This window comes from Frigoribacterium sp. Leaf415 (assembly GCF_001424645.1).
Lineage (GTDB): Bacteria > Actinomycetota > Actinomycetes > Actinomycetales > Microbacteriaceae > Frigoribacterium.
The window spans coordinates 2665529-2680004 of sequence record NZ_LMQR01000001.1; the positions used below are offsets into that span (position 1 = coordinate 2665529).

At 72.4% G+C, this 14476-nt stretch carries 13 protein-coding genes and 3 tRNA genes; 4 read left to right on the forward strand and 12 right to left on the reverse strand.

Annotated elements, in window-relative coordinates; all coding sequences use genetic code 11:
- Positions 1–21: 21 nt before the first annotated feature.
- From lysS to tilS, 11 genes are all read right to left on the reverse strand, one after another.
- Positions 22–1542, reverse strand: a complete 1521-nt coding sequence (gene lysS, locus ASG28_RS12370; protein ID WP_055975583.1) for a lysine--tRNA ligase — start codon at positions 1540–1542, stop codon at positions 22–24.
- 49 nt (positions 1543–1591) lie between these two features.
- Positions 1592–2323, reverse strand: coding sequence for a Rossmann-like and DUF2520 domain-containing protein (locus ASG28_RS12375; protein ID WP_055977580.1), 732 nt, complete (start codon positions 2321–2323; stop codon positions 1592–1594).
- An 80-nt stretch (positions 2324–2403) separates the two neighbouring features.
- Positions 2404–4323: a PH domain-containing protein gene (locus tag ASG28_RS12380; RefSeq protein ID WP_055975587.1), complete on the reverse strand. Its 1920-nt coding sequence runs from the start codon at positions 4321–4323 to the stop codon at positions 2404–2406.
- On the reverse strand, positions 4320–4799 hold the full coding sequence (locus ASG28_RS12385) for a PH domain-containing protein (RefSeq protein WP_055975590.1): 480 nt from the start codon (positions 4797–4799) through the stop codon (positions 4320–4322). The genes ASG28_RS12380 and ASG28_RS12385 overlap by 4 nt, the downstream gene beginning before the upstream one ends.
- 122 nt (positions 4800–4921) lie before the next feature.
- Complete coding sequence (locus tag ASG28_RS12390) at positions 4922–5398, reverse strand: DUF3180 domain-containing protein (protein ID WP_055975593.1); 477 nt, start codon at positions 5396–5398, stop codon at positions 4922–4924.
- Complete coding sequence (gene folK, locus ASG28_RS12395) at positions 5395–6027, reverse strand: 2-amino-4-hydroxy-6-hydroxymethyldihydropteridine diphosphokinase (RefSeq protein ID WP_235477779.1); 633 nt, start codon at positions 6025–6027, stop codon at positions 5395–5397. The genes ASG28_RS12390 and folK overlap by 4 nt, the downstream gene beginning before the upstream one ends.
- Positions 6024–6473: a dihydroneopterin aldolase gene (gene folB, locus ASG28_RS12400; protein ID WP_235477780.1), complete on the reverse strand. Its 450-nt coding sequence runs from the start codon at positions 6471–6473 to the stop codon at positions 6024–6026. Before folB ends, folK begins: the two co-directional genes overlap by 4 nt.
- Positions 6470–7303, reverse strand: a complete 834-nt coding sequence (folP, locus tag ASG28_RS17110; protein WP_055977586.1) for a dihydropteroate synthase — start codon at positions 7301–7303, stop codon at positions 6470–6472. Before folP ends, folB begins: the two co-directional genes overlap by 4 nt.
- A 781-nt stretch (positions 7304–8084) precedes the next feature.
- Positions 8085–10076, reverse strand: coding sequence for an ATP-dependent zinc metalloprotease FtsH (ftsH, locus tag ASG28_RS12410; RefSeq protein WP_055975596.1), 1992 nt, complete (start codon positions 10074–10076; stop codon positions 8085–8087).
- Positions 10077–10201: 125 nt separating this feature from the next.
- A complete protein-coding gene (hpt, locus tag ASG28_RS12415; RefSeq protein ID WP_043593236.1) occupies positions 10202–10753 on the reverse strand; it encodes a hypoxanthine phosphoribosyltransferase in 552 nt (183 codons plus the stop codon).
- Positions 10754–10797: 44 nt separating this feature from the next.
- Complete coding sequence (gene tilS / locus ASG28_RS12420) at positions 10798–11790, reverse strand: tRNA lysidine(34) synthetase TilS (RefSeq protein ID WP_055975600.1); 993 nt, start codon at positions 11788–11790, stop codon at positions 10798–10800.
- A 70-nt stretch (positions 11791–11860) separates the two neighbouring features.
- On the opposite strand from tilS, the gene ppa reads away from it, so the two are divergent.
- Positions 11861–12352 carry an inorganic diphosphatase gene (gene ppa / locus ASG28_RS12425; protein WP_043593233.1) on the forward strand — a complete coding sequence of 164 codons (492 nt, stop codon included), beginning with the start codon at positions 11861–11863 and terminating at the stop codon, positions 12350–12352.
- 81 nt (positions 12353–12433) lie between these two features.
- On the opposite strand, the gene ASG28_RS12430 is transcribed toward ppa, so the two are convergent.
- Positions 12434–13720 (reverse strand): M23 family metallopeptidase, encoded by a 1287-nt coding sequence (locus ASG28_RS12430; RefSeq protein ID WP_055977588.1) that lies wholly within the window; start codon positions 13718–13720, stop codon positions 12434–12436.
- 333 nt (positions 13721–14053) lie between these two features.
- Between ASG28_RS12430 and ASG28_RS12435 the strand changes: the two genes are divergently transcribed.
- The 3 genes from ASG28_RS12435 to ASG28_RS12445 all read left to right on the forward strand — a co-directional run bounded on the left by ASG28_RS12435 (position 14054) and on the right by ASG28_RS12445 (position 14398).
- Positions 14054–14129 (forward strand) — tRNA-Glu (locus ASG28_RS12435).
- Positions 14130–14212: 83 nt separating this feature from the next.
- Positions 14213–14289: transfer RNA gene (locus ASG28_RS12440), tRNA-Asp, on the forward strand.
- 36 nt (positions 14290–14325) lie between these two features.
- A tRNA-Phe gene (locus tag ASG28_RS12445) sits at positions 14326–14398 on the forward strand.
- Positions 14399–14476 lie beyond the last annotated feature (78 nt).

Consider the following 14476-nt stretch of genomic DNA (forward strand, 5'->3'; position numbering starts at 1 on the left):
CCTGCACTCGACGCGCGAACCCTACTTGACGAGCGGGAAGAGGATCGTCTCGCGGATGCCGAGACCCGTGATCGCCATCAGCAGGCGGTCGATGCCCATGCCCATGCCGCCGCTCGGCGGCATGCCGTGCTCGAGCGCGGTGAGGAAGTCGTCGTCGAGGCGCATGGCCTCGGCGTCGCCGCGGGCCGAGAGGGCGGCCTGCTCGACGAAGCGCTCGCGCTGGATGACCGGGTCGACCAGCTCGGAGTACGCGGTGGCGAGCTCGAAGCCGCGGACGTAGAGGTCCCACTTCTCGACGACGCCGGGCTTCGAGCGGTGCTGGCGGACGAGCGGACTCGTGTCGACCGGGAAGTCGACCACGAAGGTCGGGCGGTCGAGCGACGGCTTGACGAAGTGCTCCCAGAGCTCTTCGACGAGCTTGCCGTGGGTCTCGTGCGGCACGACCAGGTCGACCGTGGCGGCGAGCGCCTGCAGGTCGGCGACCGCGGTCGACGGCGTGATCTCGACGCCCGCCGCCTCGCTGAGCGACTCGTACATCGGCACGCGGGCCCACTCGCCGCCGAGGTCGTACTCGGTGCCGTCGGCCAGGGTGACGAGGTGCGAGCCGGAGACGGCCATGGCGGCGTTCTGCACGAGCTCTTGCGTGAGGCGGGCCATCTGGTCGTAGTCGCCGTAGGCCTGGTACGCCTCGACCATCGCGAACTCGGGCGAGTGCGTCGAGTCGGCGCCCTCGTTGCGGAAGTTGCGGTTGATCTCGAAGACGCGGTCGATGCCGCCGACGACGGCCCGCTTGAGGAACAGCTCGGGCGCGATGCGCAGGTAGAGCTCGGTGTCGAAGGCGTTGCTGTGCGTCTGGAACGGCCGGGCCGCGGCGCCACCGTGCATCGTCTGCAGCATGGGCGTCTCGACCTCGAGGTACTCGTACGAGTCGAAGGTGCGGCGCAGCGACGAGACCGCGGCGGCCCGGGCGCGGACGGTCGCACGGGCCTGGTCGCGCACGATCAGGTCGAGGTAGCGCTGGCGCACGCGCGTCTCTTCGCTGAGCTCGGAGTGCAGGTTCGGCAGCGGCAGGATCGCCTTGGCCGCGATCGACCACTCGCTGACCATGATCGACAGCTCGCCGCGACGCGACGAGATGACCTCGCCCTTCACGAAGACGTGGTCGCCCAGGTCGACCAGTTCTTTCCAGTCGGAGAGGCGCTGCTCGCCCACCTCGGCGAGCGAGACCATGGCCTGGATGCGGCTGCCGTCGCCCGCCTGCAGCGCGGCGAAGCAGAGCTTGCCGGTGTTGCGGGCGTGCACGACGCGGCCGGCGAGCCCGACGACGTCGCCCGAGCGGCTGTCGGTCTCGAGCTCGGCGTACCGGGCGCGGACCGCACCGATCGTGTCGGTGATCGGCACGCCGACCGGGTACGCCTCGACGCCGGCCTCGAGCAGGCGGGCGCGCTTGTCCAGCCGCACCTGCTTCTGCTCCGACGCCTCGCGCGCGGCGGTGGCCGCGTCGTCGTCGGGGGTGGTGGTCGGGTCGGGCGCGGCGGTCATGTGTCAGGTGCTCCTGGGGTGGTGGAGGGGGCGGGAGGCGCGGGCCGGGTCAGGCGCGCGGGTCACCGAACGCGGTGGGGCCGTCGTCGAACGAGGCCATGTCGATGGTACCGGGGCCGACCGCGCCGCCGGCCTCGCCGAGGGCGGCGTCCATGGCCGACCGCATCAGCGGCGCGAGCAGGCGGCCGGGCTCGGGCAGGCCCAGCTCGGTCAGCAGTCCGACCGACTGGGCGACGATCGCGGCCGAGAACTCGGTGGCCGTCGCGATGGCCTCGGCGTAGCGGGCCCGGTCGGCCTCGGCGACGACGACGGGCTCGGCACCCATCTCGACGACGAGCGCCTGCCCGATCGGCTGGACCGGGGTCGGCGCGGTGACGGCACACCAGGCGTCGCGCAGCCGGACGAGGTCGATGGTCGTGCCGGTGAAGGCGAGGGCCGGGTGGATCGCCAACGGGATCGCCCCCGACGAGAGGGCGGGCCGCAGCACCTCGAGCCCGTGACGGGGCGACGTGTGCACGACGAGCTGGCCGGGCTGCCAGGTGCCCGTCGCCGCGAGGCCCTGCACGAGGTCCGCGAGCTGGTCGTCGGGGACGGCGAGCAGCACGAGTTCGCTGCGCTCGACGATCTCGGGCACGGTCAGCACGGGCACGCCCGGCAGGATCGCCTCGGCCCGGTCGCGGCTGCGCTCGGACACGGCCGAGATGCCGACGATCGCGTGACCCGCGGCGGCGAGTGCGGCGCCGAGCACGGGCCCGACGCGGCCGGCACCGACGATGCCCACACCGAGGCGGCCGCTGCGGCGGTCGGAGCCGCCCGCGGGCCGGCGAGGGTCGTCGCGCGGGTCACGCGGGGACGGGTCGGTCACGGGGTCTCCTCGCTCCAGCGGTGGGTTCGGTCGGCGTGGGCGGCGGCGACCGCCTCGCGGCCGGCGGTCGTGAAGAAGCCGAGGGCGTCGTCCTGGTCGAGCGCGCCGATCTCGGCCACGATCGGCCCCTGGACGGTGTGCAGGTGCACGGTCGCGAGCCGCAGCCGGCGGCGCAACGGACCCTGCACGAGCCCGACGCTCTGCACCCGGGGCAGCGGCACGATGACGAGCTGACGCCAGATCGCGCCCTTGCGCAGCAGCAGCGCGCCCGGCGCCGTGCGGAATCCGTTGCGGCGCCACGAGAACCAGCGCAGCACGGCGGCCCGCCGCGGCGACACGGTGAACCCGCCGTCGGTGCCGCTCGACCTCAGGCCGCCCTCGACGAGCGAGAGGGTGTGCTCGGTCGTCGCCTCGACGGCGTCGCGGACGGCAGGAGGCGCGGCCTCGCCGGCCACGGACGTCGCGTCCCCGAGCACCTCGCCACCGAGGGCAGGAGGCGCGGCCTCGTCGTTCGAGAAGGCGTCCGTGGCTGCGCCCGTCGCAGGCGCGCCCGTCGCGGAGGCGACCGCCTCGGGGACGTCGGCCGACGCGCTCGACCCGGCCCGCGCCTCCTCGGTGGCGACGCCCACGGCGGCCACGCCGACCAGCTCGGGCAGGATCAGTTCGAGGACGCGGCGGACGTCGTCCTCGTCGCCGACCGGCAGGATCGTCGTGTTCTCCTGCCCGGCGGCACCCTTGGTGCTCGAGCGCGAGGCGCGGTTGATCTTGACGTCCCACCAGCCGAACGGGCGCCAGAGCAGCGGTTGGCTGACCTTGACCGAGTGGATGCGGCCGGGCGGCAGCGTCTCGTTCGAGGTCGAGAACAGGCCGTAGCCGATGCGGACCCCGTCGCGCGTGCCGGCGATCGTGTAGCGCAGCGATTTCGTGATGCGGTTGACGTAGAACCCGCCCGAGCCCAGCACGGCCGGCAGCAGCACGAAGAGTAGGAACCACTCGCCCGTCGTGACCACGCTGATCACGATCGCCACGACGGCGGCCAGGAGGAACAGCGTGTAGCCGCTCAGGACGGTCGACCCGATCAGGCGGCCGGGCGAGAGGGCCACGACCGACTGCGGCGGCGCCTCGTCGGGGTCGAGCTCGGGCGCGAGGAACTCGTTCGCGCGCTGCTCGACGAGGCCGCCGAAGCCCTGCCGGTGCGGGGCCTGGGCGTCGGGGTGCCCGGGAGCTGCTGGGGTCGCGGTCCCGGCGACCGCGGCGGCGTGGGTCGCACCGCCCGTGCCCCCGGCCGTCGCATCGACCGGCGCACCGGCCGCGCTCGGGGCCGGTGCGTGCGGCTGCTGCGCCCCACCCGCGCGCCGCAGGATCTCGCGACGCAGGTCGTCCGCCGACGCCGAGCGCAGGTAGGCGAGGTTGACGTTGGCGTCCTGCCCGGCCTGGTTGACCTCGAGCTTGGCGGCGCCGAAGACGCGGGCGAGGAGCGGGCGCTGGATGTTGATGCCCTGGATGCGGTCGAGCCGTGCCCGCCGGTTGGTGCGGAACACGATGCCGCTGCGCACCTCGACCACGTCGTCGCCGACCCGGAACGTGTGCATGCGCCACGACAGCCAGAACCCGCCGACGAACAGGGCGATGACGACGACCACGGCCAGCAGCAGCAGGCCGAGCCAGCCCTGGTCGACGACGTAGCCGAACGGGTCGCCCTCGTCGCCCCGCCGGCCGCCGGGCACGAACAGCTCGACGACGTACTCGCGCGCGTTGTTGAACAGGATGACGAGCACCGCGGCCAGCGCGATGCCGCCCTTGAGCAGCGGGGTGGCCGGGTGCAGGCGGTGCCACTCGCCGTCGGTGAGGGCGGCGACGTCCGGAGGCGCGGGTCGGCCCCCGCCCCCGTCCGCACCGGTGCGGGGGTCGCTCACAGGCCGGCCCGCCGCGATTCGGCCAGCTCGACGAGGCGGTCGCGCAGCCGCTCGGCCTCGTCGGCGGGGACGCCCGGGATCGTCACGGCCGACGCGGCGGCGGCGGTGACGAACTTGAGGTCGCTGAGACCGAGCGCCCGGACGACCGGGCCCCGGTTGATGTCGATGAGCTGCATGCGCCCGTAGGGCACGGCGACGACCCGCAGGTACAGGATGCCCTTGCGCAGCAGCAGGTCGTCCTCGCGCAGCTGGTAGCCGATCGCCCGCACGCGCCGCGGGGTCAGGGCGGCCACGATCACGGTGACGACGACCACGACGGCGGTGATCCCGTAGCACCACCACTCGCCGATGAACCAGAGCGGGACGGTGGCGGCGGCCACGATCAGCCCGGTGACGAGGTAGCCGATCAGCTCGGGCCAGACGTACCGGGGCGAGACGCGGGTCCACTGCGCGTCGGGGATGTCGAGTCGGTCCATGTCGGCGTCTCTTCCGGTCGGCGTCTGTGTCGTGCGGCAGCGATGTCGTGTCGCGGTCTTGCCCTGCGGCCGTCTCGTCGTGCGACGGTCTCGTCGTGCGACGGCGGTGGGGCCGCGGGCGGTCAGACCGCTTGCGTCCCCGGGCCCTGGCCGTGCTCGTCGTCGGCGGGCGGGACGGTGCACATGCGTTCGGCGACGATGCCGGCCACGAGCAGCCCCGCACCGCCGACGACGGCGACGATCGCGGGCACGAGCGAGCCTACAGCGACCCCCACGCCACGGGAGAGGACGAACAGCAGGACTCCCCCGGCGAAGCCGCCGAACAGAGCACCGGCCAGGCTGCTCGCCTTGGCCAGCAGCAGCACGCGCGTCGCGTAGTAGGGGTCGACACGCTCCTTGCTCGACCCGGTCGCGACGCGGTGCACGGGCACGGCCATCGAGACGACGACACCGCCGATGCCGAGCAGCACGAGGCCGAGCGCGACGGGCAGCACGATCGACGGCTGACGCATGGCGACCAGCACCGAGTCGAGGACGAAGCCGGCGGCCACGGCCACGATGATCAGGCCGACCAGGGTGGAGGGGCGGGTGTGCTTCACGGGGCTCCTGGGCTGCGGTCGGGGGCGAGGTCGGTGGCGGGGTCGGTCGAGGCGTCCGGCGCCGGGTCGAGCAGCGAGGTCGCCCCCGGCACGGGACGGGTGCGCTCGGTGAGCCGGGACGCGAGGTCGGCGACCCGCCCTGCCCCGGCGAGCCGCGCCTCCGGGTCCAGCTGGAGCCAGGGCTCGAGCACGAACGCGCGCTCGGCGGCGCGGGGGTGCGGCACCTGGAGGCGCTCGGTGTCGATGCGCTCGTCGTCGAGGGCGACGACGTCGAGGTCGAGGGTCCGGTCACCCCACCGGACGTCGCGGGTCCGACCGTGCGTGGCCTCGATCGCCTGCAGCGCGTCGAGCAGGGCGTCGTCGTCGAGTGTGACGTCGGCGAGCAGCACGGCGTTGAGGTAGGTCGGCTTGCTCGGATCGAGGCCGTCGAGCGTGACGGCGGTCGACCACACGGGGGCCGACGCGGCGACCACCGTGATGCCGGGCGTCTCGTCGACGGCCCGGACGGCCTCGCGCAGCAGGGTGTCGCGGTCGCCGAGGTTCGAGCCGAGGGCGATCACGGCACGGCGGACGCGCGGCACGCTCACGCTCGGGCCGCCCATGCTCACGCTCGCGCTCGGGCCGCTCACGCGCGCTCCCGGCTGATCGTGATCGACACGTCGCCGAACGGCACGGTGATGGGGGCACCCGGCTTGTGCACGGTGACCTCGGTGGCGACGGCCGCTCGGTGTGCGAGGACGACGCCGGCGAGGCGCTCGGCGAGGGTCTCGATCAGGTCGACCGGGTCGCGTTCGACGGCGGCCACGAGCTCTTCGGCCAGCACGCCGTAGTGCACCGTCTCGCCGAGGTCGTCGCCGGACGCCGCGGGCGTGGTGTCGAGGTGCACGACGACGTCGACGACGAACTCCTGCCCGTCGCGGCGCTCGTGGTCGAAGACGCCGTGGTGGCCGGTCGCCCGCACGCCGCTGAGACGCAGCACGTCGAGCCCACGGGCGCGGAGGACCGGCACGTCGGCCGGACCGGTCGCACCGACGGGACCGGTCGCACCGACGGGCCCGGGCTCGCCGCCGCTCACGCGTGCCTCGCCGGTCGTCGGGGAGCCGCGGCGGCCTCGGTCCACGCCTGCAGCACGTCGAGGGCGGCCCGGGTGCCGGCGACGTCGTGGACGCGCACGCCCCAGACGTCGGCCTGCGCCGCCAGCACGCTGATCACGGCGGTCGCGGGGTCGCGGTCGACGGGCGGCGCCCCCTCGGGCAGGAGGTCGGCCAGGAACCGCTTGCGCGACGCGGCGACGAGCACGGGAAGGCCGAGCCGCCCGAGGACGTCGAGGTGGGCGAGCAGCTGCCAGCTCTGCAGGGCGTCCTTCGAGAACCCGAGTCCCGGGTCGAGCACGATCGTCGACGGGTCCACGCCCCGGGCCACGAGGTCGTCCACGCGTGCGGCGAGTTCGTCGGCGACGGTGCCGACGACGTCGCCGTCGTAGTCACGCGACGCGGCGGCGGGTGCGTGCCCGGAGCCGTCGAGCCGACCGCGCCAGTGCATGACCACGAAGGTGCGGCCGCTCTCGGCGACGACCCGGGCCATGTCACCGTCGGCGAGACCGCCCGACACGTCGTTGACGATCTCGGCACCGGCCTCGAGCGCGGCGGCGGCGGTCGACGCGTTCATCGTGTCGATGCTGACGCGCACCCCCTCGGACGCCAGTTCGCGGACGACCGGCAGCACCCGACGGAGCTCGTCGGCGGGCTCGACGCGGACGGCACCGGGCCGGGTCGACTCCCCGCCGACGTCGACGATGTCGGCCCCCCGCGAGACGAGCACGCGAGCGTGGGCCAGAGCGGCGTCGAGGTCGAGATGGCGACCGCCGTCGCTGAACGAGTCGGGCGTGACGTTGAGCACGCCCATGACGGCCGGGCCCGGCCGCCGGGCGGTGGACCGGTCGCGCGACCGTCGGAGGACCGGTTCAGGAGGCGCGGTGTGCGACCCCGGGCCGGTCGCGACCCGGTCACGCACCGCGGGTGCCGCGTGCGAACCGCTGCGCTGCCGCTCGGGTCGTGGCCGGGTCTCGAGCACGGGGTGGACGTCGTCGAACGACCGCTCGTGCAGCGGCCCCTCGAACCGGCCACCGGCCACGAGCCGACGACCCGAGCGGACCGCGGGGGCCTCGGACGTCGCAGGACCGAGGTCGCCGGTCGTCGGGCGCGCGTCGGCCGCCACGGCGGGCGGCTGCACGGCGGCCGACTGCACAGCGGCCGGCTGCGCAGCAACAGGTTGCGCAGCGGCCGGCACCTCGGCGGGAAGGCTGGTCGCGGGGGTCGTCGCCGGCGTGTGCGTGACGGGCGGCAACTGGGCCGGTGGACGGACGGCTGCGGTCTCGTTCTGCGCCAGGACGAGTCGTCCCTGCGTGATCGGACCCGCGGCGAGTTCGTCGGCGGCCGCCCGGGCGGAGGCGGGTGGCGCGTCGACCACGACGTCGGCCGGGTAGCGCTCACGACCGCGGGGTCGCTTCGTCGGTGCGCCGCTTCCCTCTCGGGCCGCAGCGGCCGGGCGGCCGCCGTCACCGGAGGCGGCGGGGGTGCCGCTGGACGGGTCGGTCACGAAGCGGTACCTCCGTTCGGTGCTCGGGACGAGCCCTCAGGCTAGCGACCGGCTGCGCCTCGGCGCAGCCGGTCGGGTCGATCGTCCGTCAGGCCGTGGCGATGCCGGGCGTCGTGCGGGGCGGGCGCGTGCGGGCCGGCTTGGTCGTCGGCTCGGAGTCGACGCCCCCGTCGACGGCTTCGGCGTCGACGGGCGACTTCGTCGGCATGGGGATGGCCGGACGGTCCGACACGGGACGCTTGTCGCTCGAGAGCCACTGGGGACGCTCGGGGAGCTTGCGGACGTCCTTGAAGATCTCGGCGAGCTCGTCGTGGTCGAGGGTCTCTTTCTCGAGCAGCTCGCGGGCGAGGAAGTCGAGCACGTCGCGGTTGTCGTTGATGACCTGCCACGCCTCGTCGTGCGCCTGCTCGAGCAGGACACGCACCTCGGCGTCGACCGTCTCGGCGATGTTCTCGGAGTAGTCGCGCGAGCTGCCGTCGCGGCCCATCATCATCTCGCCCGACGCCTGGCCGAGCTTGACCGAACCGACCTTGTTGCTCATGCCGTACTCGGTGACCATCTTGCGGGCGGTCGCCGTGGCCTTCTCGATGTCGTTCGAGGCGCCGGTGGTCGGGTCGTGGAAGACGAGCTCTTCGGCGACACGGCCGCCCATGGCGTACGTGAGCTGGTCGAGCAGCTCGTTGCGGGTGACCGAGTACTTGTCTTCGAGAGGGAGGACCATCGTGTAGCCCAGGGCCCGACCGCGGGGCAGGATCGTGATCTTGGTCACGGGGTCGGTGTGGCGCATCGCCGCGGCGGCGAGGGCGTGACCACCCTCGTGGTACGCGGTGATGAGCTTCTCGTGGTCGTTCATGATGCGGCTGCGGCGCTGCGGGCCGGCCATGACGCGGTCGACCGCCTCGTCGAGGGCACGGTTGTCGATCAGCTGCGCGTTCGAACGCGCCGTCAGCAGGGCGGCCTCGTTGAGGACGTTGGCCAGGTCGGCACCGGTGAAGCCGGGCGTCTTGCGAGCCAAGACCTCGAGGTTGACCGAGGCGGCCAGGGGCTTGCCCTTGCCGTGCACCTCGAGGATCTGCTTGCGGCCGTCGAGGCCGGGAGCGTCGACGCCGATCTGACGGTCGAAGCGGCCGGGGCGCAGCAGGGCCGGGTCGAGCACGTCGGGACGGTTGGTCGCCGCGATCAGGATGACGTTGGTCTTGACGTCGAAGCCGTCCATCTCGACCAGCAGCTGGTTGAGGGTCTGCTCGCGCTCGTCGTTGCCGCCGCCGATGCCGGCTCCGCGGTGACGACCGACGGCGTCGATCTCGTCGACGAAGATGATCGCGGGGCTGTTCTGCTTCGCCTGTTCGAAGAGGTCGCGGACGCGGCTGGCGCCGACGCCGACGAACATCTCGACGAAGTCCGACCCCGAGATCGAGAAGAAGGGGACGCCGGCCTCGCCGGCGACGGCGCGCGCGAGCAGGGTCTTGCCGGTGCCGGGAGGGCCGTAGAGCAGCACGCCCTTTGGGATGCGGGCGCCGACGGCCTGGAACTTGGCCGGCTCTTTCAGGAACTCTTTGATCTCTTCGAGCTCTTCGATCGCCTCGTCGGCCCCGGCGACGTCGGTGAACATGACCTGCGGCGTCTCTTTCGACGCCAGCTTGGCCTTGGACTTGCCGAACTGCATGACCTTGCTGCCGCCGCCCTGCATGGACGAGAGCAGGAACCAGAAGATGACGCCGATGATCAGGAACGGCAGCAGGATGCTGAGCAGCGACATGAACCAGCTGGTCTGCGTGACGGTGTCGTCGAAGTTCTCGAGATTGGCGTCGTTGACGGCATCGACGACCTCGGAGCCACGCGGCGTCGCGTAGTAGAACTGCTCGGCCTTGTCGCCGTCCTTCAGGACGAGGTCGACGCGCTGCTCGTTGCTGAAGATCGTCGCCGACTTGACCTTGTCGGTCTGGATCGCCTCGAGGCCCTTCTGGGTCGAGATCTGGGTCGTGCCCGCCCCGCTGATGAGGCTCCACCCGATGCCGATGCCGATGACCGCGATCACGATGTAGATGATCGGACCGCGGAAGAGTTTCTTGAAGTCCATGTCAGTACGGGCGACGCCCGACACCTTTCTGCAGGAAGAACGTGAGCAAAAGGGTACATCGGGGCTGCTATGCCCTGGATGGGTGTTCGCCGAGGGCTTGATCCGCCCCGCCGGGGAGCGGACCGCTAGCTGTAGACGTGCGGGGCCAGCACCCCGACACCGCGCAGGTTGCGGTACTTCTCGTCGTAGTCGAGGCCGTAGCCGATGACGAAGTCGTTGGGGATCTCGAAGCCGACGTACTTGACGTCGACCGCGACCTTGGCGGCGGCCGGCTTGCGGAAGAGGGCGAAGATCTCGACCGACGCGGCGCCGCGCTTCTGCAGGTTCTCGAGCAACCACGACAGGGTCAGGCCCGAGTCGATGATGTCCTCGACGATGATGACGTCACGGCCGTGCAGGTCGCTGTCGAGGTCTTTGAGGATGCGCACGACGCCCGACGACTTGGTGCCCGAGCCGTACGACGAGACGGCCATCCAGTCCATCGCCGAGGCCAGCTTGAGCTCGCGCGAGAAGTCGGCCATCACCATGACGGCGCCCTTGAGCACGCCCACCAGCAGCGGTTCGCGGCCGACGTAGTCGGCCTCGACCTGCCGCGCGACCTCGGCGATCTTGGCGTGGATCTGCTCTTCGGTGTAGAGCACGCTGGTCAGGTCGGCCTCGATGTCGCTGAGTTCCATGGTGGTGTCGTGCTCCTGGGGTCGTGGGGTGCCGAGGGGGGATCTCAGGAGGCGCCGGTCGCCGAGAAGTGCAGCGCGCCTCCGGTGCGTTCCACTGTAATGCCCGGCAGCGACACCGCCCCCTGCCCGTGCCAGTCGGTCACCAGCCGGGCGACCTCGAGGGTCTGGACGCGGCTGAGCGAGACGCCGAACTCGCTCTGCACCGCGAGCCGGATGAGTCGCTGGCGCAGGGCCGCCGGGTTCGCGGCGAGCCCGCGGACGTCGAGCGAGATGCCCGCCTCGGCGTGGTCGGCGAGCTCTTCGGCCAGTTCGTCGGCGAAGTGGTCGAGGGCGGAGGAGTCCTCGCGCAGGGCGTCCGCCGTGCGCGCGAGCGCCTCGGTGATGCCCGGGCCCAGCTCGCGCTCGAGCATCGGCAGGACGGTCTGCCGCAGCCGCACCCGCGTGAACGTCGGGTCGTCGTTGTGCGGATCGGCCCAGGCCTCGAGGCCGGCGTCGGTGCACGCCGACGCCGTGGTCGAGCGACCGACGGCCAGCAGGGGGCGGGCGTAGAGGCCCGAGCGCGCCTCCATGCCGCTCAGGCTCGTCGCGCCGCTGCCACGGGTGAGGCCGAGCAGCACCGTCTCGGCCTGGTCGTCTCGGGTGTGGCCGAGCAGCACGGTGCGGGCGCCCTGCTCGGCGGCGACGGAGGACAGCGCCTCGTAGCGGGCCGTGCGGGCCGCCGCCTCGGGGCCGCCCTCGGTGCCCACCGAGACGCGCACGACGACGACGGGATCGAGCCCGAGGCCGCGCGCCTGGTCGGCCGCGCGCGCCGCGACGGTGCGTGAGTCGCCCTGCAGGTCGTGGTCGACGACGACGGCCCCGGCGCGCAACCCCGCACGCGGCGCCTCGAAGGCGAGACCCGCCGCGAGCGCGAGCGAGTCCGGTCCGCCGCTCAGGGCGACCAGCACCAGGTCGCCCTCGTCGTGACCGGACAAGGAGGCGCGCACGGCACGTCGGACGTCGGCCGTCGCGGGGGTCAGGCGGGGTCTGTCGGGCATCTTGTAACGTTAGCGACACCGCCGACCCGTCGGGTCGGACCCCCAACGACGCATCGCAAGGAGCACACCCATGGCCGCGTACGACGCCGTGATCGAGATCCCCAAAGGCAGCCGCAACAAGTACGAGGTCGACCACGAGACCGGTCGCGTCTACCTCGACCGCGTCCTGTTCACCGGGTTCGTCTACCCGACCGACTACGGCTTCTTCGAGAACACGCTGGGCCTCGACGGCGACCCCGTCGACGTGCTCGTGCTGCTCGACTACCCGCTCTTCCCGGGCGTGGGCGTCAAGGTGCGTCCGGTCGGCGTCTTCAACATGACCGACGACGGCGGCAGCGACGCCAAGGTCATCGCCGTCCCCGCGAAGGACCCGCGCTGGGAGCACATCCAGGACGTCACCGACGTGCCCGAGTACCTCCGCAAAGAGATCGAGCACTTCTTCGAGCACTACAAGGACCTCGAGCCCGGCAAGTGGGTCAAGACCGAGGGCTGGGGCGACGCCGCCGAGGCCGAGGCCATCGTCGAGGCCGGCATCACGAAGCTGGCCGACGAGGGGCACTGACCTCCCGCACCCCGGCACGACGAAGGGCCCGACACCACATGGTGTCGGGCCCTTCGTCGTCCCGCCGGGCGCGGACGGCGCCTACAGGCGGATGCCGCGGTCGGCCATGAACGGCTGCGGGTTCTGCGCGACGCCGCCGACGCGGGTCTCGAAGTGCAGGTGGCACCCGGTCGAGTTGCCGGTCGAGCCGACGTGACCGATCTGCTGGCCGGTGCCGACCGCCTGGCCGACGCTGACCATGATGCCGCCGTTCGGCTGGTGGCCGTAGCCGGTCGTGACGCCGTTGCCGTGGTCGATGAGCACGAAGTTGCCGTAGCCGCCGTACCAGCCGGCGTAGGTGACGACGCCCGCGGTCGCCGCGTAGATCGGCGAGTTGCAGCCCGCGGCGAGGTCGGTGCCCGCGTGCAGGATGTACGCGTGCGTCACCGGGTTGACGCGCATGCCGAAGCCGCTCGAGATGTTGCCGCCGGCGGGGCGCGTCCAGCCCTGGGGCGAGACGACTCCGAGCGCCGTGCCGTTGGTCGCCGCCGCTGCGGCCGCCGCTGCCGCGCGGGACTCCTCGACGCCTTTCTGGTACTCGGCCTCGGTGTGGTCGACGTTGGTCTTGAGGGTCTCGAGCTGGGCCTGGAGCCGCGCCTGGTTCTCCTGCTGCGCGGCGAGGGCGTCGCTCGCGGCCTGGGCGGCGTCGTTCGCGTCGGCCAGGGCCTGCTGTGCCGTGTCGGCCAGCACGGCGAGGGCGGCCTCGGCGACGGCGGCCTGGTCGCTGAGCCCCTGGGCGGTGTTGCGGTCCTGGGTGGCCTGCGCGTAGATGCCGTCGGCCTGCTCGGTGAGCTTGCTCATCGCGCCGAGCTTGTAGAGCAGCTGCCCGGCCTCACCCGGGTCGGCGATCAGGCTGCCGCTGACGCCGTTCGTTCCGCCGGAGCGACCGAGCTGCGCGGCGAGCTGACCCGCGCGCTCCTCGCTGGCGGCGGCCACCTCGTCGGCGGCGTCGGCCTGCGACTGCAGCTGCGTGGTCTTGTACTGCGCGTCGTCGTACGCGGACTGGGCCTTCTGCAGCTCGTCGCCGCGCTTCTCGGCCTCGGTGTTCTTGGCGTCGAGGTCCGCCTGCATCTGGGTGAGGATGCCCTCGAGGTTGGTGATCTCGGCCTGCTTGGCGGTCTCGTCGCCCCGGGCCTTCTGGACGTCCTCCCACGACGGGTAGGACGCGGCGGTGGCCGAGGACGCCGGCAGTCCGACGACGCCCGCGGTGAGCAGCAGGGACGCGGCGGCGATCGAGACGACGACGCGGGCGAGCCGCGACGACGGCGCGAGGGGACCCGACGTGAGGCTCGCCAGGCGGGCTCGACCGGGTCGGCGGGTGGTGGTCATCGAGTGGGTCCGATTCGTCGTGACGGCGTCGAGTCCGTGGGGCCGGTGGTCGCCGTGCTGGACACGGTAACCCCGGCGGGCGGTCCCGTACAGCACCGCGAGGCGGTGACGACGGGCGGGCCGACCCGGGGGCGGGCCCGAACTCTCAAGAACGACTTGAAACTAGCCTCCGCTCGGACGATCGCCGGGCAATCACGACGGAGTGGCGGGCGAGTCGCGTGACCAGGACGGGGGACGAGGAGGCGCGCGCATCGCTCCGCGTCGCCCCCGTTTTGCATTTGCCCGCGATCATCCGTATGCTCTGTGATCGGTTGCTATGACGTCCTCGGACACGGCCCCATCGTTTAGTGGCCTAGGACACCGCCCTTTCACGGCGGCAGCACGGGTTCGAATCCCGTTGGGGTCACCAGCACCACCGCAAGACCGTACCGAGGCACCATCTGCACCAAACACAACAGAACATCGAGTACGCTGTGTCACAGCAGCAAGTTTGGCCCTGTAGCGCAGTTGGTTAGCGCGCCGCCCTGTCACGGCGGAGGTCGCCGGTTCAAGTCCGGTCAGGGTCGCCAAGGCGAGTTCATCGCCTGGGGGCTTCGGGCCCTCACGGCTGGGTAGCTCAGTTGGTAGAGCGTTCGACTGAAAATCGAAAGGTCCACGGATCGATGCCGTGTCCAGCCACAGAAGGCCCCGCTCAGGCGGGGCCTGACTCGTTTAACGGCCTAGCCGCCCGGCGGCTCTGCTGCGAAGCCGTCCGTC

What these genes read in the sequence shown, in the direction of transcription:
- ASG28_RS12385 (WP_055975590.1), bottom strand. Translation starts at nt 4,799, where the DNA reads ATGGACCGACTCGACATCCCCGACGCGCAGTGGACCCGCGTCTCGCCC.
- folP (WP_055977586.1), bottom strand. Translation starts at nt 7,303, where the DNA reads ATGGGCGTGCTCAACGTCACGCCCGACTCGTTCAGCGACGGCGGTCGC.
- ASG28_RS12430 (WP_055977588.1), bottom strand. Translation starts at nt 13,720, where the DNA reads ATGACCACCACCCGCCGACCCGGTCGAGCCCGCCTGGCGAGCCTCACG.
- tilS (WP_055975600.1), bottom strand. Translation starts at nt 11,790, where the DNA reads ATGCCCGACAGACCCCGCCTGACCCCCGCGACGGCCGACGTCCGACGT.
- lysS (WP_055975583.1), bottom strand. Translation starts at nt 1,542, where the DNA reads ATGACCGCCGCGCCCGACCCGACCACCACCCCCGACGACGACGCGGCC.
- hpt (WP_043593236.1), bottom strand. Translation starts at nt 10,753, where the DNA reads ATGGAACTCAGCGACATCGAGGCCGACCTGACCAGCGTGCTCTACACC.
- ppa (WP_043593233.1), top strand. Translation starts at nt 11,861, where the DNA reads ATGGCCGCGTACGACGCCGTGATCGAGATCCCCAAAGGCAGCCGCAAC.
- ftsH (WP_055975596.1), bottom strand. Translation starts at nt 10,076, where the DNA reads ATGGACTTCAAGAAACTCTTCCGCGGTCCGATCATCTACATCGTGATC.